The sequence below is a fragment of the Roseibium sp. genome (genome assembly GCF_048260565.1).
GTDB lineage: Bacteria > Pseudomonadota > Alphaproteobacteria > Rhizobiales > Stappiaceae > Roseibium.
This window is the reverse complement of record NZ_JBLXGP010000001.1, coordinates 704,736-723,245: the sequence shown is the minus strand read 5'-3', so window position 1 is coordinate 723,245 and position 18,510 is coordinate 704,736. Positions and strand designations below refer to the sequence as shown.

The following is an 18,510-nucleotide window of genomic DNA, read 5'->3' as shown; positions in this document are numbered from 1 at the left end:
AATGGCAGAACATGAGGTGTCACGGCCAAAGGGCGCCTATGACCACCGCCTGAAACGCTTGCGCGATCACGGCATGAAGCCGGAATACCGGGCGGACGATATCGAGGCGCACAAAAACCGGGTTGCGGATTGCGGCTGGGGCCGGCTGATTTTCGGCAATACCTTTTCCGACCCCGAAGACCTGATTTCGGTGTTGCGTAACGAGCAGCCCGACCGGCGCGATATTGCGTTCTACGTCCGAGACCCGCATGTGCTTGTCGGGTCGGCGCCGCAGGAACTGTTCCTCGATCCGTCGCACACCTACCGGCTGGATCTTGCGACCTATCGGCCCGCTCGCAACCGGCGCAAGGGCTTTACGGTTCGCAGGCTAGCGTCGCGCCGGGATGCCGAAGCCATCAACGTGCTTTACGGCAGCCGGAACATGGTCCCGGTTTCGCTTGATTTCTTCTGGAACCAGATGGACCAGCGGGAAATGACCGTCCTTGTGGCCGAAGAAGACGAAACCGGCGAGATCGTCGGCACCGCCATGGGCATCAACCACGATGTGGCGACCAATGGCGCGGACAAAGGCTCCTCTCTCTGGTGTCTGGCCGTCTCGCCCAAGGCCAGGTTCCCGGGCATCGGCGAAGCGCTGGTCCGACGGCTGGCCGAGCAATTCAAGGGCCGGGGCATCCCGTACATGGACCTGTCTGTGATGCATGACAACACCCAGGCCATCGCCCTTTATGAAAAGCTGGGTTTCAAGCGGGTCCCGTTCTTCACCGTGAAGATGAAGAACCCGATCAACGAAGCCCTCTATGCCGGTCCGACGGTTGAGGAGAAGCTCAATCCTTACGCGACCATCATCCTGAACGAGGCCAGACGACGCGGGATCCGATCGGAAATTCTGGATGCCGATGGAGGCTTCTTCCGCCTGTCCTACGGCGGTCGCTCTATCCGCTGCCGGGAATCCCTGACCGATTTTACAAGTGGCGTCGCGATGTCCATCTGCGACGACAAGTCGGTCACCCAGAGGGTCGTCGCCAGAGCCGGATTGAACATTCCGAGACAAATACTTGCGGGAGATGCCGGAGAAACCGAGGCGTTTCTCGAAACGCATGGTTCGGTGGTTGTCAAACCGGCCAGAGGCGAACAGGGAAAAGGCATTTCCATCGGCCTGACCGAACTTGATGAGGTACAGGCGGCGATCGAAGCCGCCCGGACATTCTCCAATGACGTCCTGATCGAAGAATGCGTGGAGGGAGACGACCTTCGGCTGGTCGTGATCGACTATAAGGTGGTCGCGGCCGCCATACGCAGACCCGCCGAAATCATGGGCGACGGCAGGAACACGGTCAAAGACCTGATCGAAGCCCAATCGCGGCGGCGGGCGGCGGCGACCGGCGGCGAATCCCGTATCCCAATCGACGAGGAAACGATGCGCTGTCTCAAGGGCGCCGGCTACGATCTGGAAAGCGTTCTGCCGGAGGGCAAGTCTGTCCAGGTCCGCAAGACGGCAAACCTCCACACCGGCGGTACGATCCATGACGTAACCGGCGAGACCAATTATACGCTGATCGATGCGGCGATCCGTGCCGCCCGGGCCATCGAAATACCTGTGACCGGCATCGATCTGATGGTGCCCTCCCATCGCGAACCGGACTACTGGTTTATTGAAGCCAATGAGCGTCCCGGCCTTGCCAACCACGAACCGCAGCCGACCGCGGAGCGTTTCGTCGACTTCCTTTTTCCCCTGTCCATGCCGCAATCCGTGCGGAATGCAATGAACCGGAATAACTTATGACGCTGCTATCGATCGATGTTCCTTATCTGAGCGAGATCCTGGAAGGACTCCTGAAGATCCCGAGCCCGACAGGATACACCGATGAAATCGTACGGCATGTCTGCAAGGAGCTGGACCGGCTGGGCGTTTTCTATGAACTGACCCGGCGCGGCGCCATCCGCGCGCACCTGAAAGGAAAGGACGAAAAGCCGGCACGGGCATTCGTTTCCCACCTCGACACGCTGGGCGCGCAGGTAAAGGCCCTGAAAGACAACGGCCGCCTCGAGGTGGTTCCGATCGGCAGCTGGTCCGCCCGTTTCGCGGAAGGCGCACGCACCACGATCTTCACCGACAGCGGCGCTTATACCGGCACCATCCTGCCGCTCAAGGCGTCGGGACACACGTTCAATACCGGCGTCGACGAATTGCCGATCGGCTGGGAATACGTCGAATTGCGCGTCGATGCCTATGCGCGCACGAAAGACGACCTGCATAAGCTGGGCGTCGATGTCGGAGATATCGTCGCGATCGATCCCCAGTCGGAATTTCTGGACAACGGCTTCATCGTATCGCGTCATCTGGATAACAAGGCCGGTGTCGCGGTCATGCTGGCGGCCATGAAGGCCTTCATCGACTCCGGTGTAACGCCGACCGTCGATATCTACTGGCTCTTCACGATTGCGGAAGAGACCGGCCACGGCGCAACGTCGATCCTGCCGCTGGAGGTTGCCTCTCTGGTTGCAATCGACAACGGCACATCCGCGCCCGGACAAAATTCCGAAGAGTTCGGCGTCACCATTGCCATGGGAGATCAGACCGGTCCCTTCGACTATCATCTTACCCGCAAGATCGCCCAATTGTGTCAGGACAACGCGATCAAATATCAGAAGGACGTATTCCGGTATTATCGCTCCGACGCGGCTTCCGCTGTGGAAGCCGGTGCGGATGTGCGAACTGCGCTGATCACCTTCGGTATCGATGCCAGCCATGGCTATGAGCGCATCCACATGCATGCACTGCGCTCACTTGCCGAACTGGCGACGGTCTATGCCGTCAGCACGGTGAAGATCACCCGGGATGCCAGCGACTTTTCGGACCTGGAGGGCTTCACGTCCCAGCCGACGGAAGATGCGGAACAGGTCCTCACTCCAGACACCAGCAAACCGCAGTCCGAACCCCAACACGGGCCGGCGGAATAAGCGGCTTTCCTCTCGCCGGCCCCGCTCCCGGGCCGGCGCCCCTGCCCCCGATTGTCTTCGCTATCGTTTAGCGGACGTGCTTTTACGTTCCACCTGCCAATGGGGTCCGATATGACTTCATCGAGCAGGCGTGCCGGAGGAAAACTTGAAGCAGGAAGAACCCGATAACTTCGAACCGTCAGCCGGGCAGCTCATTTCGGACATCGGCTCTGCCCGAACCCCTCAACATCCGAGGAAACGGCGCCTGTTCGATGCCGGATTTCTCGCCGTTTCCGCAATCATGTTTGCCGCCGTCGGTATTGTTTATTACCGGCACGGAGCACAACACGTTCTTGATATCCTCGCCAAGGACAGCGTTTTGGCCCTCGACATCGCGCCCAAGGTTCTGGCCGCCGTGCTCCTCGCCGCATGGTTGCGACGTCTTTTGCCAAAGGAAGTTGTCGCCCGCCATTTCGGGCATAAATCCGGCATCAGGGGCATGTCACTTGCGGTCTTCGCCGGCGTCATCCTGCCCGGCGGGCCAATGACGGCCTTCCCCCTGGCAATCGCCTTTTCACAAGGAGGCGCAGCCTTGTCCGTCATCGTCGCCTTCCTGACCAGCTGGCTTCTGCTCAGCGCCAACCGGACCATCGTTTGGGAGATGGCCTTCATCGACAATCAAATCGTTGGTTGGCGTCTTCTTTTGTGTCTCCCGGTCCCGTACCTGCTCGGCTTTGCGGCCCAGTATCTCTATCGCGGTAAAGCGCTGATTTCTGACAGGATAACCTGATGGCCCTTGTGCTCTTCACATTGTTCTTGTGGACCGCAACTGTCACCATGGGGACGCTCGCCTACCGCAAGAATGACGGTACTTTTTCCGCCGGGTTCAAGGATGCTGCGCGTGAGAGCCTGCATATCGCGCCGAGAATTTGCGTTGGGATTTTCGGATCCGGCTTTATTGCAGAGCTCCTGCCAAGAGAGACGGTCAACTCCCTGCTCGGCTCCGGTTCCGGCAGCCTCGGCATCGTGATTGCTTCGGCCGTCGGCGCCGGTGTTCCCGGCGGTCCGGTCGTCGCCTTTGCCATTGGTGCCGCTGCACTGAAAGCCGGAGCGGGTGTTCCCCAACTCATGGCCTTCGTGGTTTCCTGGATGCTGTTTTCCCTCTACAGAACGCTGATCTGGGAACTGCCGGTCATGCGCGCACGCTTTACCGGAGCGCGGATCCTTTTATCGGCACCGGTGCCGATCATCATCGGTCATCTGACCTGGCTCGTCGCAGGATAATTCTGAAGAATCAAAACGCTCCGAGCACATACCGGAGAAGGCTTCGACAGCGTCTCCTGCCCGCATTTCCGTTTCAATCCGTCTCGAAGGCCACCGACCAATCCTCGAGAGGTGGACCGGCAAGTCTCTCTCAGCCCAGGACCTTTGCCAGGAACGCTCCGGTCCTCTGGTGTGTGAGATCGGCTGCCTCCTCCACGTACGAAGACCGGGCGTCGTTCGCGAAGGCATGGCCGGCTTCGTACATGTACATTTCGAAATCCGGCAGATAGGCCTTCACTTCTTCCAGAAGGTCTGGCGGCGTGTGATCGTCCGTGGTCCCGAAGTGGCCCTGCATCGGCGCTTTCAACGGGCAATCCAGGAACTGCTTCAAGCGTGTGCCGTAAAAGGAAATCCCACCGGCAATATCGAGCTTTTGAGCAGCGCGGACCGCAAGGCCACCGCCCCAGCAGAAGCCCATGACGGCAACCTTTCCGCCGTTTTCCTTTAACGCATCGACTGCCGCCGCCGCATCCGCGATGCAATCGTCCGTATCGATGGCAAGCATCAGGTCCCGGCCGCGGGTTGCCTGATCGAAGGGGATTACGGCGCCTTTTTCCTTTCGGTCGAACAGGGCGGGAATGGCAACTTCGTAGCCGAGTTTCGCGTAGCGCGCGGCAACGCCTTTCAACTGATCTGTCACCCCGAATATTTCCTGGAGAATGACGAGACCGCCCCGGCGTGTTCCCTGCGCCGCTTCAAACCAGCAATCGAACGTATGTCCATCTGCCGCTGTCAGTTGCCTCATCATTTCACGTCGCTCCAGTTTGCGAGAGTCCGCTTTAATGGATGGCGCCGCACATCCGTGCGGCGCCGGGAAGTGTCATTTACCGACCTTGATGCCGGCTTCCTCGTAATAGCGAATGGCGCCCGGGTGATAGGGAACCATGTTGACCGGAGCCATGGCATCGCGATCCGCACGTGCAAACGCACCGAACGACGCCTTCAGGGCCTTCTTGTTTTCGGCAACCGCCTTGGTGATTTTATAGACGAGGTCGTCACTGACGTCGGCATTGGTGAGCATCATCCACGGGATACGCATGATGTTGGCACCGCTGTCCTGAAGACCGTTGATCTTCTCGTTCTGCTTCAAGGACACAATGTCCCCGGCCGGAAGATATTTCTTGAACGCGGCGACACCGGCTTCGGAGTCGTCCTGCGAGACATAGCAAAGGCCGCCTCTGGACTTCAGCTTTACCGCCGCCTGCTGACCGGCACCGGAATTCAGGCTGACAAGCGCGAGATCGACCAGTCCGTCACCGAGCGCATTGATGCCGGCCACGAAGCTGGCTACCGGAACCTTCTTGAAATCGTCATAGGTCAGGCCGGCGTTGGCGAGACCTCCGGCAATGTAGAACGGAATGATCGTCGATGACGTATATTCCGATGCGATCCGCAATTCGGCTGCCTTCGCCTTGACATCGGCGATGGTCTTCAGGCCGAGGTCGCAGGGTGCCATCAATCCGGTGGTGAGCGGAAACATGACCCCGACCAGACGCATATTGGGGTTCTTGCGGTCGTAGTTGCCGGTTCCGGAGAAAGCGTATTCGGCTTCGACACCGTTTGAAAATCCGAAATCGACTTCACCGGAGTTAATCAGCGGCAGATAGCCGACAAGCGGCTGGGTGCGGGCGACGATGCCGGCGTCATTGGCGACCTTTGCGACCGCCTGCCCGGAGTTATAGGCAAGAGAGCCTTGCGCACCTGTGGCGATCGTCACCACCTGCGCATAGGCGCTCGCCACTGACAGGGCAGACACCAGCAGTCCGGCCCCGATCATCTTCATACTTGTTTTCATCTATTCCTCCCTTGGGTTGAAATCCATAATGTTCTTGTTCAGGCTGCGGCCGCTTTCCGATCCTTCCGTCTGTCAGAGAACAGAAGCACGGCCGTCAGGATCACGGCGCAGACCGCTGCGGGTACGTGGAAGTAATGGGTTTCGGTAAAGAAGCCGAACGGCAGCGCCAAAGCGCCCAGCACGCCGAGTAACAGGCGGACCGGGATACCGAGTTTCGAACTTATGAAACCGACCATAGCCGCACAGATCGCAGACACACCAATACCGGCCAGTACCGTTGCCAGGATTATTTCACCCCATGTACCGTTCATCAAAAGCGCTGGTGTCGCAACGAAAACGAACGGGATGATATAGGCCGCCCACCCGATCCGCATTGCGGTCAATCCGGTCATGAGCGGCCCTTCCTTGGTGATCGTCGCGGCGGCAAAGGCCGCCAGGGCGACCGGCGGGGTGATCATGGACATCATGCCGAAGTACAGAATGAACATGTGTGCGGCGATCGGTTCAATACCGGCCTGCACCAGCGAAGGCGCAACCAGAGCGGCAAGCAGCACATAGACACCGGACGTGGGCATGCCCATGCCCAGAATGGTGCAGATGAACGCAGACACCAGCAACAGCAGGACAACATTCGTCCCGATCGAATTGACCAGGAGAAGCGTCAGCGCGAATCCGAGGCCGGTGATGTTCAGGATTCCGATGACGAAGCCGGCGGAAGCCACGACCAGGATCAGATCGACCATGGACGTCCCGGTTTCGGTAAAGACGTTGCCCAAAGTCTTGAGGGTCAGCCGTTCGCCGCGATATCCGCGTAAGAAACCGACCAAGACGATGGCGATAGAGGCCAGAAGGGCGGAATCTTCCGGATCGTACCGCCACCAGAACAAGGCAGCGAGCAGGACGCCGAAGGGCAAGGCAAAGTGCCAACCTTCGCGCAGCACCTCCTTGACCGACAGGGGCTCGTCGTCGCTCTGGCTGATATTATCGCGCCCGGCAATGAGATCCACCTGGATGAAAACGCTGACGTAATAAAGGATGGCCGGAACCAGCGCCGCGGCGGCAACCGTCATATAGGAAATGTCGAGGAACTCGGCCATCAGAAAGGCGGCGGCGCCCATGATCGGCGGGGTCAGCTGACCGCCGGTAGAGGCGACGGCCTCAATGGCGCCGGCATCCCTGCCCGTATATCCGCCCCGTTTCATCAAAGGGATCGTGACGACGCCTGTGGTCACCACATTGGAAACTGCGCTGCCGGAAATCGATCCGAACAGGGCCGATCCCACCACCGAGATCTTGGCACTGCCGCCGCGCGTGCGGCCTGTGGCGGCCATGGCCAGGTCGGTGAAAAACGTCCCGCCTCCGGCGGCGAAGAGCAATTGACCGAAGAAGACAAACAAGAGAACGATGATCGTGCCGACGGCCAGGGGCGTGGAAAACACCGCACTCGGATCGAAGCCGACATACTGGACGAGACGGACCGGAGTGAGAGCCTTGCCGATCAAATCGCCGGGAACCTTGTCGGCAAACAGCGCATAGATCAGAAACACGCCGACAATCGCGAACAGCATCCACCCAGCCCGGCGCCGAACACCTTCCATAACCGTTAGCGTCACCACTGCGCCAATAACCGTGATCTGCCACGGACGGTATGCCTGTTCCTTCAGGAGCCAGCTGAAATCATAAGCCGCGTACATCAGCACGGAGAAGGCGATGAGCGCGATTGCACCGTCCAGCCAGCCGATGCCCGCCTTGGCTTCGCCCCGCCAGTTGTAACGCAAATAAGCGATCGTCAGGGCGAGGCCCAACTGGAACGCCATGTATTGCTGCTTCAGGATCGCAAATCCCAGACGGGTCGGCGCTTCGATATTCCACAGAATGCACGCGACACACATGAGCGTGGCAAAAAAGGCAATCAGCCAATCCGTGTAAGACCTGGTATTCGACACTTCGGTCATTGCCCGGCCTCATCATAGCAGCCGGTTTTGTCTATTTGTTTTTCGCCAGGTGCAGACATTTGCGCATTGTATATCAATGCGGCGTCCCTAACGGCCATGCCGCTACCCTCCCAGTATTTTTTATGACGCAATACGTTTCCCTCAGGGCATCTAACACCGGCAACTTGCCAAATGCACATAAGAAATTCCTATTTGTTATAAACAAAAGACAATCCATCCGCGTGCGCGAAGAAGCCCTCCGTTACAACTGCACCTCCGTCATGTTTCGGGCTTGTCAGTTCATTTCCGCGGATTACGATCCCCGCCACGCAGTCGAGCCAAGGCAAACTCAGCAATACGGATTGTCTAGCCATTACGCACGCAGAAATGCTTTCCGATTGCGACTGCCCGTTTCGGCGAGCGTGGCGCTTTCCTCGTTGAGGTCTTCCAAAGCCCGTTCGATTTCAGGCTTCAGGTCGTTAGTCTCAAGAAACTGCCAGTAAGGTGTTGGCGTGGTGGCGAAACCGTCAGGTACCCGGATGCCTTCCGGATCGAGCGTATTGACCGTATCGCCGAGGGGCGCATTCTTGCCCCCGGCCAGGCCAACATCCTTGCGTCCACACTCCCTGAAACGGACGACCGTTTTATTTGGCCGCTCAATTTCCGCCCCTCTTCTTCCGTTCCGCTTTCTGAAGGCCCATCAGATAGGCCACCACATCTTCCCTTTCGCTGTCGAAAAGGCGGTAGGTGGTCATTGGAAAATGATCTTCTTTCAGGAATTGCACGAAATAGGCCCGCGTGCGTTCGGGACGCAGAACGATCTGCTCATAGGGAGGCGCCATATCCGGATCGGTTTTGTCGGACGCCCGCTGATGACAGGTACGGCACCATTGCTCGATTACGGCTTCTCCCCGTTCCACACTCCCGCCGGCGAGCACCGGCGGAGCCAACGAAACACAAGACAAGACCATCAGGACAGCGGCTTTGTATGAGGCGTAGGATCGCATAGTTGGCGACAATTCCCTGTGTTGTGCATTCCCTGCCGCGGCTTCGCCTGAGATCGGCGTCGAAGTGCCCGTGGACCTCTGTCGGCTCGCAGGACAGTCAATCCGAGCCGGGCTCGCTCGGCAACAACAGCACCGGGGCCTGTCGTTCACCGATCAGGTCCAGCCATCGGGAGAAAAGATTGCCATTTCCCGGTTCTCGGGTCGCGATGACAAGCCGGTCCCGCTCCGCAGGCTTTTGAGCCGATATTCTTTCGTGTTTCGGGTACCGCAGATCCTCGACAGTCGCCTGACCGTGAACACGTTCTGCAATCCGGCGGGCAAAATCAATCGCCTTGTCCTCGGGAGTTCTTGCCAGAACCAGAATTCGACCGCCTCCGGGCCTTGAGCGGCGGGGAAGCAACAGCACGGCGGATTTTGACTGGCTGACCGCCTGCAGATACTGGCGATAAGGCTCACTCGACCGTTCCAAAGGGCTATCCGGCTGGGAGAGAACCACGATATCGGATGCCTTCGAAGAAGTTCGGATGGCTTCGCTGACGGCCGATGTCTGGACTTCGAAGCGACTTCGTACCTTCCTCATAGCCGCTTCGGCCGCAACAAGTTCCTGCGCGCGTCTGGCCGCAGCCTCTATGGATTCCGCAAGTGAACCGATGTCCATCGCCTCGACGCGGTTGCCAAGAAGCCTGTACTCGCGCAAACCGGCCAATCGTGCCGCCCCCACAAGCTCCGGATCGCGAATAAAGATGCCGAGCAATTCAAGATCCAAAAGGCCGGCGGCATCGACGGTCTGACGAACGATAGCCGTGCGGAACGCGGCCTGATGAAATCCGAAAACGAGACGCGAATAAGTGATCATGGCTCAGTTCCCCGGCTTATCTCCCTTGCCGTCTTCGGCGAGGCTTTTTCTGACCTGGGTAAAGGCTCCAAGTCGGTCTTCGATCATCCGATAGACAGACCCTTCGGTGAATTGCCCGTCGTCCTCCCGTTTACCCACCGGCTTGCCGGTGACCAGTTCCATCCCTTCATCGATGGTTGCAACGGGATAGATGGCGAATTTCCCCTCGTTACAGGCCGCGATCACATCCGCGCGCAACATCAGGTGCTGGACGTTGGAGGCCGGGATCAACACGGCCTGCGTTCCGGTGAGCCCGCGCGCTTTGCAAATGTCGAAAAAGCCTTCGATTTTTTCGTTGGCGCCCCCGATGGCCTGAACGTCGCCATGTTGGTTGACCGAACCGGTCACGGCGAGATCCTGGCGGATCGGCACATCGGCCAGCGCCGACAATAATGCATAGAGCTCGGCGGACGAGGCGCTGTCGCCTTCAACACCTCCGTAAGACTGCTCGAAGACGAGGCTTGCCTGGACCGACATCGGGGCATTGAGCGCGAACCGGCCGGCCAAGAAACCGGACAGGATCAAGACGCCTTTGGAATGGATCGGACCACCCATCTCGACTTCGCGCTCGATGTCGACCACCTTGCCGGCGCCAGGCCGGACCCGGCAGGTAATCCGGGTCGGATGGCCGAAGGACTCGCCTGCAATTTTCATGACGCTGAGGCCGTTGATCTGTCCGACCCGGCTTCCTTCGGTATCGATCAGCGCGACCTTTTTCAGAACCTGTTCCTGAAGCAGCTCGCGCACCCGCGAAGCCCGGTCGATCCGCTGATCCAGCGCCTTTTGGACGTCTTCCCTCGTGACAACCGCCCGGTTCGCCGCCTTCGCGTAGTGATTGGCTTCCACGAGCAGGTCGCGGACCTGGTCCGGAGACAGGCCCAGTTTGCCGGAATGCTCGACGAGCCGGGCGGAGTTTTCCACGACAAGCTCGACACCGGCGCGATCCATGGGCTGAAGTTGTTCCCGTTCAATGATGGAGGCAACTGCGCGCGCCATCAGCGCTTCGCTCTCCGGAGTGCGCTCCATGCTGTCTTCGAAGTCGGCGAGGACCTTGAAATGCTCTTGCAATTCCGGATCGAATAGCGACAGCAGGTAGTAGGTATATCGATCGCCGAAGAGCACCACCTTCAGATCGAGCGGGATCGGTTCAGGTTCCAGCGAAATGGTGCTGGTGAGGCCGATCAGCTGATTAATGTCTTCGATCTTGATCGTCCGGCTTTTGAGCGCCCGTTTGAGGGCAGTCCAGCTGAAGGCCTCGGTCAGGAGCCCGCGCGCGTCCAGGAGCAGATAACCGCCATTGGCACGATGAAACGCGCCTGCCTTGATGAGCCTGAAGTTGGTCGCGAGGACCCCCTGGGCTGCAATGTGTTCGATCCGTCCGGTCAGATTGCTCAAGGTCGGATGCAATTCCTCGACGACCGGCGCTCCTTCTTCGTGATCTGCCCGGCTCACCAGCAAGTTCACCTTGTACCGGTCGAAGGCATTACCGGTCAGATAGGATTGCTCGCCGCCTTGCGCTGCTTCCTCATCCCTCAGGATGAAGATCGCAACGTTCTTGACGAGATCCTCCCGGACGGCTTCCAGATATTCCACGACCCGCGGCAGGTCCGAATAGTCCGCCAGGATTTCGTCGATCTCCGGATCGACTGCCGCCTGTGTCGTTTCGCTGCTCAGGTGCTTGGTTTCTTCGCGACGCTGCTTTTCCCAGCGCGGAATCTGGCGAATGATGTGTTCGAGTTCCGCTTCCAGTTCCCGGATAATCGCCTGGATCTTGTTCCGCTCTTCCTCGTCCAGATTGTTAAACTCCTCGGGCGGCACGACCTTGCCGTCCCGTGAGGGCACCAGTGCGAACCCCATCGGGGTGCGCAGGAGTGCGATCTGCTTTTCACCGGCTTTTTTCTGCAGCTCAGCAAAGGCTTCTCCCTGGAGCTTCTGGTACTTTTCGTCGACGGCGCTTCTTTGAGCCTGGTACTCGTCGCTCTGGAAGACGACCGGCAGCGCTGCCATCAGATCATCAACCAGGCCATCCATGGCCTCCGCGAACCGGGCTCCGCGGCCTGCGGGAAACGCGATCGCCATCGGCTTGTGCTGTTCCTTGAAATTGTTGACATAGATCCAGTCCGGCGGCGTTGACCGGCTCTGTGCGGATCCTTTCAAGGTCACGGTAACCGCTTCCCGGGCAAGGCGTTCCGAAGCCCCGAGGACGAACAGGTTGAAACCGACATTTTCGATGCCGGTTGCCACGTCGATCGCCTCGATCGCCCGGCGTTGTCCCATCAGGCCCTTGAGCGGTGTCAGATCCCGAGTGGTCTTGAAATCCAGCGCAGACAGATCAGCGCGCCGCAGAAGCTGCTCGGGAGAAAGAGCTTTTATCGGCTTGCTGACCGGATTGGCCTGCTGGTCGAATTTCGATGATTTGGAAGCCAAGGCGGTCCCCTGTTGATACGAACTTTTTGTGGGTCAAACTGACTGCGGTTCCCAAGCCATTCCCGGGAACCGCAGAAAAATTCACCGATGCCGATTATCGGCGGCGTCCCGGCTTAGACCAAGTCTCAGCAGAGCCACCGGCTTCAGGACGAAATGGACACATTCATCGCATAAGGCCCCTTGTCGCCGATGCCTTCACGGAATTTTACCTTCATGTCGACGCGAAGCTTCTTCCAGTCGCCGTTGGTGAGGTTGTCCATCTCGAAATAGACTTCGTCGCCGTTTTCCGCCGTGATGAAGCCGTAGCCTTCGCCTTCGAACAGGCGGTCGATGGTTCCGTGCAGGATCTCCGCGTGATGCTTGACTTCGCGTCCTCCCATCACCCGGGCGCGTTCCCTCAACTGACGGTCAACGGCTTCGAATACCTTGTTGATGAGCAGGCTGAGATCGGGTGTCGCTTCGCTGCGCCCCAGCTTGTCGGAAACGATAATGTTTTGACCCGGTACCTGCACAGTCAACTGGACATGGAATTCCTGTCCGGTCTCGTGTTTCTGCGAAGGTCCACTCACAACCACATTGCAGCTGATGACGTGATGGTGGAATTTCTCAAGGTCAGCGATCCGGCTTTCGATATCATCGCGCACGGACTGTGTCGGTTCCATGTGGCGGAAGGTGATGTTTGCCGGTGAATCCATTTTTATACTCCCATCCGGCCCGGTTGTTTCGCGGTCTCATAGGTGCCGCACGAGCCTTTAGCCATTTGACGATTCAAATCTGTTCCCGCTGTGGCGGCCGGGCATTGACCGTAATCAATCCTGCAGATGATCAGCCGACATGGTCCGTCAGATAGTCCAGCATAGCATCAAAGGATCCCATTTGGCCGTAGTCGGTTTCCGGCATGGCGATGCCGAGCCGTTTGGACAAGGCCCCGACCAGGTTCTGGAAGTCCATGGAATCGATATCGAATTCGTCGCGCAAATCCTCCTGGCGATCGATTTCGTCGATCTCGATATCCGGCGCGATTTTGTGCATTTCCGCGCGCAGCACGGCTTCTATTTCCTCGCGGGTCATAGCTCCTCCGGTTTATGCAGATGCTTTTCTATGGCATTCAGGAACCGCGCGCCGCTGTGGCCGTCGCTGACCCGGTGATCGGCGGCAAGGGTCAGGGTGACGACCCGCTTGAGCGCCACCTCGCCATCCTGTTGCCAGGGCCGCAGGACAGGTGTTCCAAATCCGACGATGGCGACCTGGGGCGGATAAATGACCCCGTAGAGCGCTTCGACACCGCGATCGCCCAGGCTCGAAACCGTGATCGTCGGATCGGAGAGTTCGGCGGCCCGGAACTGCCCTGCCCGCACACGGGCCACCAGATCGCGCATCTTGTCCATCAAAATATCGAGGTCAAGGGTTTCGGCCTGATGGATCGCTGGTGCCACCAGCCCGCCGCCGCGGATATTGATGGCCATCCCGGCGTGAACAGCTTCGGAAGCGTGAAACACCCCCTCCTCGAAATGGCCGTTGAATTCCGGGAACTTGCGGCATGCCACTGCAACGGCCTTGACGAACAACGCTCCCAACAGCAGCCGGTTCTCCGGTGGCCGGTCGGCATTCACCTTGGCGACGTACTGTTCCGCATCGGTCAGATCGACCGTCTGGCTCAGATAGTAATGGGGAATATCCCGCTTGGAATGCGCCATGGCAGCGGCTATAGCCGCGCGCATGCCGGTCAGTTGCTCACCGCCTTCGCGGACCGCCTTTGCCGCCGGAAACACCGGACCCGGCTTCTGTTCCAGCCGAGCCATGACATCGGCAAGGACAATCGAGCCTTGCGGCCCCGTTCCGGTCAGTGTCGACGGATCAATGCCCGAGGTCTGTGCAAGCCGCCCTGCTGCCGGCGAGATTTTCACTCGCACTCCCGCCGAAGAAAGCGCCTCCTCGGCTTGAACTTCGGCCGCGGCGACCGGTTTTTTGGCTGGAGCGGTAGGCGTTTCGGCGATGGGTACCTGACCTGTCAGCAGCGTTTCGTCGTTCGGATCGAACTCGCCTTCTTCCTTTATGACGGCAAGTGGCGTTCCGACCGGGACCTTCTTGCCGAGATCGGTCAGATAGCCGGTCAGGATCCCTTCCTGGAAGGATTCGATCTCGATTGCGCCTTTCTGGGTTTCCACAACGGCTACAATGTCGCCGCGATGAACCTCGTCGCCTGGTTTCTTGAGCCATTCGACAAGGGTGCCGGCATCCATGTCGGAGCCCAGGGAAGGCATGACGAACGCAGCCATCGTTCACGCTCCTCCAAAGAGGGCGCGTGCCGCGGCAATGATCTTGTCGACCTGTGGAATTGCTGCCTGTTCCAGGTGATGGGCGTAGGGGATCGGCACTTCCGCGCTGCAGATGCGGGCGAGCGGCGCATCAAGGTCGTAGAACGCTTTTTCAGCGATCTGCATACCGATCTCGGCAGAGATGCTGCCGGTCTGCCAGCCTTCGTCGACGATCAACGCGCGATGGGTCTTGCCGACCGACGCCAGCACCGTTTCCATGTCGAGCGGACGCAGGGACCTAAGATCGATAACCTCGGAATCGATTCCGGCCTTCGCCAGTTCCTCGGCGGCCTCAAGGGTCTTGTAGAGGGAACCGCCGTAGGTGATCAGTGTCACGTCGCCCCCTTCCCGTCGCACGACAGCCTTGTCGATGTCGACCGGCCCGGCATTGGCGGCAAGCTCGCCTTCCCTGTTATAGAGCATGACATTCTCGAAAATCAGCACCGGATCCGGGTCCTCCAGCGCGGTCCAGAGCATGCCGCGGGCGTCCTCAAGAGTTGCAGGCGCCAAAACCCGGATCCCCGGAATATGCGCGTACCAGCCTTCCAGCGAATGGGAATGCTGGGCGGCAAGTTGTTTGCCCGCCCCGGTTGCCATTCGGATCACAACCGGCACGCCGAACTGGTTGTTGGACATGTGCCGGAAGGTAGCCGCCGTGTTCAGGATCTGGTCAATTGCAAGCAGCGAGAAATTGACCGTCATCACCTCGACGATCGGGCGCATACCGGCAATCGCTGCTCCAATCCCGGCGCCGGTAAAGCCGGACTCCGACAAGGGCGTGTCACGGATCCGCTCCGGCCCGAATTCATCGAACAGTCCGTTGCTGACCGCATAACAACCACCATAGGCGCCGACATCCTCGCCCATCAGGAAGACCCGGTCATCGCGCTTCAAGGCGTCTGAAATTGCCGTCTTCATCGCCTCGCGGTAGGTGGTGGTGACAGTCTCGCCCGATAGCTCAGGCGCCACCGGCGGCTCCGGCTTCTCCGGCGCCATGACATATCGGGTCAGATCCTCGACCGGCTCGAGCGTTCCGGCCTCGGAAAAGGCCACCGCTTCGTCGATTTCAGCGGCAACGTCTGCCTCGATCTGCTCCAGATCTTGCGCATGCAACATGCCGGTCTGCTCCAGCCAGGTCTGGAACCGCAGGATCGGACCCTTCTTGCGCCAATCCTCGACCTCGCTTTTTTCACGGTAGAGCTGGGCGTCGAACATGGAATGGGCACGAAAACGATAGGTCCGGCATTCCAGGAAAAACGGCTTTCCGGTTTCCCGGATCGTGGCCAGGGCCCGGCGGGCGGCGGCCTCGACGGCGACGATATCCATGCCGTCGACCACTTCACTTTGGACCGCATAACTGGCGGCTTTGGCGTGGATATCGGTTTCCGATTCCGTGCGGGCCAGAGCAGACCCCATGGCATAACCGTTGTTCTCGCAGACAAACAGAACCGGAAGCTGCCACAGGGAGGCAAGGTTCATGCTTTCATGGAACTCGCCTTCGGCAACGGCCCCTTCGCCGAAGAAACAGGCGGTCACCCGCCCCTCGTTCCGCATCCTGTCGGCAAGGCCCAGACCGACGGCAAGCGGCAGGCCGCCTCCGACGATGGCATTGCCGCCGCAGAAATTGGCCGCGGCACTGAACAGGTGCATGGAGCCGCCCCGGCCGCCGGAAGAGCCCTCTGCCTTGCCGTACATCTCGGCCATGACTTCTTTCATCGGCAGACCGCGTACCAGGGCATGGCCGTGTTCGCGATAGGTGGCGACCAGCCGATCGTTCTCGGTCAGGACCGGGATGACGCCGGCTGCGATTGCCTCCTCGCCGTCATAGAGATGCAGGAAACCGCGGATCTTTTCCCGGGTATAGAGTTCCGCGCATTTATCCTCGAAGCGCCGGATGCGGATCATGGCCTTTAGCAGACCATGGGCGTGCTCGCGGGTCAGGTGCGGTTTCAGGTCCTTTTTTAGATCTGCTGTCGTGCCGGACTCAATCATTTTTCATCGCTCTCCAGGGTGGAGATATCGCCTTCGGGAAGGCCGAGTTCGCGGGCTTTCAACAGCCTGCGCATGATCTTGCCGCTGCGGGTCTTGGGCAGATTGGTGCGGAAAGCGATTTCCTTCGGCGCGACAGCCGGACCGAGCCGCTTGCGCGCATGGCCGATCAGGTCCAGACGCAGGTCATCGCTTTCTTCAAACCCCGGTTTCAGGGCCACATAGGCCTTGACGATTTCGCCCGCGGTTTCATCCGGAATGCCGATCACGCCGACCTCGGCGACGGCTTCATGTTCCATCAGCGCGCTTTCGACCTCGAACGGGCCGATCAGGTGGCCGGAACTCTTGATGACGTCGTCTGCACGGCCGACAAACCAGAAATAGCCGTCCGTATCCCGCATGGCGAGGTCGCCGGTCAGATACCAGCCACTGACAAAGCATTTCTCGTAACGGGCCTGCTCATGGAGATAGGCGCGCATCATCGACGGCCAACCGGGCTTCAGTGCCAGTTCTCCGATCACCATCGGATCGTCGACCGCCTTCACTCCGCCGTCCTGCCGGGCGACGATGCCGGCCTCGATTCCCGGCAAGGGCTTGCCCATGGAGCCGGGCTTGACGTCCATGGACGCATAATTGGCGATCATGATGCCGCCGGTCTCAGTCTGCCACCAGTTGTCGTGGAACGGCATGCCGAAGACCTCGTTGCTCCACACGACGGCTTCCGGGTTGAGCGGCTCACCGACACTAGCCATGAAGCGAATGCGAGAGAGATCGCGCGTCCTGGCCATGTCCGCGCCCGCCTTCATCAGCATGCGGATCGCGGTCGGCGCCGTGTACCAGACCGTGACCTTGTCCTCTTCCAGGATCCGGTACCAGCGTTCGGCGTCGAATTCGGCCTGATCGACGATCATGGTGGCGCCGATCGTCAACGGCGCGATGATGCCGTAGGAGGTGCCGGTCACCCAGCCCGGATCGGCCGTGCACCAGAACGTGTCCTCAGGCCTCAGATCGAGGGCGATCCGGCCGGTCGTCTTGTGTGCGACGACGGCACCGTGCACATGGACTGCCCCCTTGGGTTTGCCGGTGGTGCCGCTGGTAAAATGCAGCAGCGCCATATCCTCCGGATCCATCGGTTCCGTCAGGAAGTCCGGCGATGCATCCTGCATCAGCTCGGTAAGGTTTCGGGTTCCTTCGATACTTCCGTCGCCATCGATGAGCAGCACGTCCATCAGTTCCGGCAGGCGGTCGCGGATGCCGGCGACCTTGCGGCGGTAGAGCGCCTTGGTTGTGACGAGCACCTTGCCACCCCCGATTTCCATGCGGGAATGAATCGGCTCCGGGCCAAAGGCGGAAAACATCGGACAAAACACGCTGCCGGCTTTGAGCGTTCCAAGGGCCGCGATGTAGAGTTCGGGTACGCGGCCGAGCAGCGAGTAAACCCGCTCGCCCTTATTCACGCCGATCGATCTGAGAACATTGGCGAAACGGGCCGTCTGGCCGATCAGATCCCGATAGCTAAAATCGGTCGGTTCGCCTTCCTTGGAAATCCAGCGCAAGGCGGTTTTATCCGCATCGCCGTTCTTGAGATGCCGGTCGAGCGCTTCATGAGCGATATTGAGCTTGCCGCCCGGCAGTCCGTCGAGCGCTGCCCGAGCGGCCTCCCAACTGAAGGACGCACGTTCCGTATCGTAGTCCGGCATATTCGCCATGGCGGCATATGCCGGATCCTTGCGGATGATCTCCCGAGCCATTTCCTCCCGGCCCTTCCCTGCAAGTTGCAGATTGGCGTTCGGAAAGCGTAACGGGAGACATTGTCTGTCGATATGACGTGGATCAATGGTGTGCCGGACCGTCTTTCCGGCGCCACCGTTTTCTCATCCGA

Annotated in this window: 16 protein-coding genes; 4 read left to right on the top strand and 12 right to left on the bottom strand. The window is 59.5% G+C overall.

The window, feature by feature from the left end:
• The first annotated feature begins 1 nt into the window (after position 1).
• The 4 genes from ngg to ACN0SO_RS03175 all read left to right on the top strand — a co-directional run bounded on the left by ngg (position 2) and on the right by ACN0SO_RS03175 (position 4,224).
• Positions 2-1,783, top strand: a complete 1,782-nt coding sequence (gene ngg, locus ACN0SO_RS03190) for an N-acetylglutaminylglutamine synthetase (protein WP_417674439.1) — start codon at positions 2-4, stop codon at positions 1,781-1,783.
• Positions 1,780-2,961, top strand: coding sequence for an osmoprotectant NAGGN system M42 family peptidase (locus tag ACN0SO_RS03185; protein WP_417674437.1), 1,182 nt, complete (start codon positions 1,780-1,782; stop codon positions 2,959-2,961). Before ngg ends, ACN0SO_RS03185 begins: the two co-directional genes overlap by 4 nt.
• A gap of 280 nt (positions 2,962-3,241) precedes the next feature.
• Positions 3,242-3,730 (top strand): permease, encoded by a 489-nt coding sequence (locus tag ACN0SO_RS03180; protein ID WP_417674435.1) that lies wholly within the window; start codon positions 3,242-3,244, stop codon positions 3,728-3,730.
• Positions 3,730-4,224, top strand: a complete 495-nt coding sequence (locus tag ACN0SO_RS03175; RefSeq protein WP_417674433.1) for a hypothetical protein — start codon at positions 3,730-3,732, stop codon at positions 4,222-4,224. The genes ACN0SO_RS03180 and ACN0SO_RS03175 overlap by 1 nt, the downstream gene beginning before the upstream one ends.
• 130 nt (positions 4,225-4,354) lie before the next feature.
• Here the strand turns inward: ACN0SO_RS03175 and ACN0SO_RS03170 are convergent, their stop codons facing one another.
• From ACN0SO_RS03170 to acsA, 12 genes are all read right to left on the bottom strand, one after another.
• Positions 4,355-5,011, bottom strand: a complete 657-nt coding sequence (locus ACN0SO_RS03170; protein WP_417674431.1) for a dienelactone hydrolase family protein — start codon at positions 5,009-5,011, stop codon at positions 4,355-4,357.
• A gap of 72 nt (positions 5,012-5,083) precedes the next feature.
• Positions 5,084-6,058: a TAXI family TRAP transporter solute-binding subunit gene (locus ACN0SO_RS03165; RefSeq protein ID WP_417674429.1), complete on the bottom strand. Its 975-nt coding sequence runs from the start codon at positions 6,056-6,058 to the stop codon at positions 5,084-5,086.
• Positions 6,059-6,096: 38 nt separating this feature from the next.
• Complete coding sequence (locus tag ACN0SO_RS03160; protein ID WP_417674427.1) at positions 6,097-8,013, bottom strand: TRAP transporter permease; 1,917 nt, start codon at positions 8,011-8,013, stop codon at positions 6,097-6,099.
• A gap of 352 nt (positions 8,014-8,365) precedes the next feature.
• Positions 8,366-8,593, bottom strand: coding sequence for a PEP/pyruvate-binding domain-containing protein (locus ACN0SO_RS03155; RefSeq protein ID WP_417675035.1), 228 nt, complete (start codon positions 8,591-8,593; stop codon positions 8,366-8,368).
• A gap of 55 nt (positions 8,594-8,648) precedes the next feature.
• The gene (locus ACN0SO_RS03150; RefSeq protein WP_417674425.1) at positions 8,649-8,912 is read right to left on the bottom strand and encodes a c-type cytochrome; all 264 of its coding nucleotides are present in this window, start codon (positions 8,910-8,912) and stop codon (positions 8,649-8,651) included.
• A gap of 184 nt (positions 8,913-9,096) precedes the next feature.
• On the bottom strand, positions 9,097-9,855 hold the full coding sequence (locus tag ACN0SO_RS03145; RefSeq protein WP_417674423.1) for a hypothetical protein: 759 nt from the start codon (positions 9,853-9,855) through the stop codon (positions 9,097-9,099).
• Positions 9,856-9,858: 3 nt separating this feature from the next.
• A complete protein-coding gene (locus ACN0SO_RS03140; RefSeq protein ID WP_417674421.1) occupies positions 9,859-12,321 on the bottom strand; it encodes a Lon protease family protein in 2,463 nt (820 codons plus the stop codon).
• A gap of 143 nt (positions 12,322-12,464) precedes the next feature.
• Positions 12,465-13,016: an HPF/RaiA family ribosome-associated protein gene (locus ACN0SO_RS03135; RefSeq protein WP_417674419.1), complete on the bottom strand. Its 552-nt coding sequence runs from the start codon at positions 13,014-13,016 to the stop codon at positions 12,465-12,467.
• Between the two features lie 130 nt (positions 13,017-13,146).
• A complete protein-coding gene (locus ACN0SO_RS03130; RefSeq protein ID WP_417674417.1) occupies positions 13,147-13,392 on the bottom strand; it encodes an acyl carrier protein in 246 nt (81 codons plus the stop codon).
• Complete coding sequence (locus ACN0SO_RS03125; RefSeq protein ID WP_417674415.1) at positions 13,389-14,600, bottom strand: dihydrolipoamide acetyltransferase family protein; 1,212 nt, start codon at positions 14,598-14,600, stop codon at positions 13,389-13,391. The genes ACN0SO_RS03130 and ACN0SO_RS03125 overlap by 4 nt, the downstream gene beginning before the upstream one ends.
• 3 nt (positions 14,601-14,603) lie before the next feature.
• Entirely contained in the window at positions 14,604-16,631 is a 2,028-nt protein-coding gene (pdhA, locus tag ACN0SO_RS03120; protein WP_417674413.1) for a pyruvate dehydrogenase (acetyl-transferring) E1 component subunit alpha, read from the bottom strand.
• On the bottom strand, positions 16,628-18,379 hold the full coding sequence (gene acsA / locus ACN0SO_RS03115; RefSeq protein WP_417674411.1) for an acetate--CoA ligase: 1,752 nt from the start codon (positions 18,377-18,379) through the stop codon (positions 16,628-16,630). Before acsA ends, pdhA begins: the two co-directional genes overlap by 4 nt.
• Positions 18,380-18,510 lie beyond the last annotated feature (131 nt).

Bases quoted from the DNA above. Each gene is read 5' to 3' on its own strand.
- ngg (WP_417674439.1), top strand. From the start codon at position 2: ATGGCAGAACATGAGGTGTCACGGCCAAAGGGCGCCTATGACCACCGC.
- ACN0SO_RS03185 (WP_417674437.1), top strand. From the start codon at position 1,780: ATGACGCTGCTATCGATCGATGTTCCTTATCTGAGCGAGATCCTGGAA.
- ACN0SO_RS03180 (WP_417674435.1), top strand. From the start codon at position 3,242: ATGTTTGCCGCCGTCGGTATTGTTTATTACCGGCACGGAGCACAACAC.
- ACN0SO_RS03175 (WP_417674433.1), top strand. From the start codon at position 3,730: ATGGCCCTTGTGCTCTTCACATTGTTCTTGTGGACCGCAACTGTCACC.
- ACN0SO_RS03170 (WP_417674431.1), bottom strand. From the start codon at position 5,011: ATGATGAGGCAACTGACAGCGGCAGATGGACATACGTTCGATTGCTGG.
- ACN0SO_RS03165 (WP_417674429.1), bottom strand. From the start codon at position 6,058: ATGAAAACAAGTATGAAGATGATCGGGGCCGGACTGCTGGTGTCTGCC.
- ACN0SO_RS03160 (WP_417674427.1), bottom strand. From the start codon at position 8,013: ATGACCGAAGTGTCGAATACCAGGTCTTACACGGATTGGCTGATTGCC.
- ACN0SO_RS03145 (WP_417674423.1), bottom strand. From the start codon at position 9,855: ATGATCACTTATTCGCGTCTCGTTTTCGGATTTCATCAGGCCGCGTTC.
- ACN0SO_RS03135 (WP_417674419.1), bottom strand. From the start codon at position 13,016: ATGGATTCACCGGCAAACATCACCTTCCGCCACATGGAACCGACACAG.
- ACN0SO_RS03130 (WP_417674417.1), bottom strand. From the start codon at position 13,392: ATGACCCGCGAGGAAATAGAAGCCGTGCTGCGCGCGGAAATGCACAAA.
- ACN0SO_RS03125 (WP_417674415.1), bottom strand. From the start codon at position 14,600: ATGGCTGCGTTCGTCATGCCTTCCCTGGGCTCCGACATGGATGCCGGC.
- pdhA (WP_417674413.1), bottom strand. From the start codon at position 16,631: ATGATTGAGTCCGGCACGACAGCAGATCTAAAAAAGGACCTGAAACCG.
- acsA (WP_417674411.1), bottom strand. From the start codon at position 18,379: ATGGCTCGGGAGATCATCCGCAAGGATCCGGCATATGCCGCCATGGCG.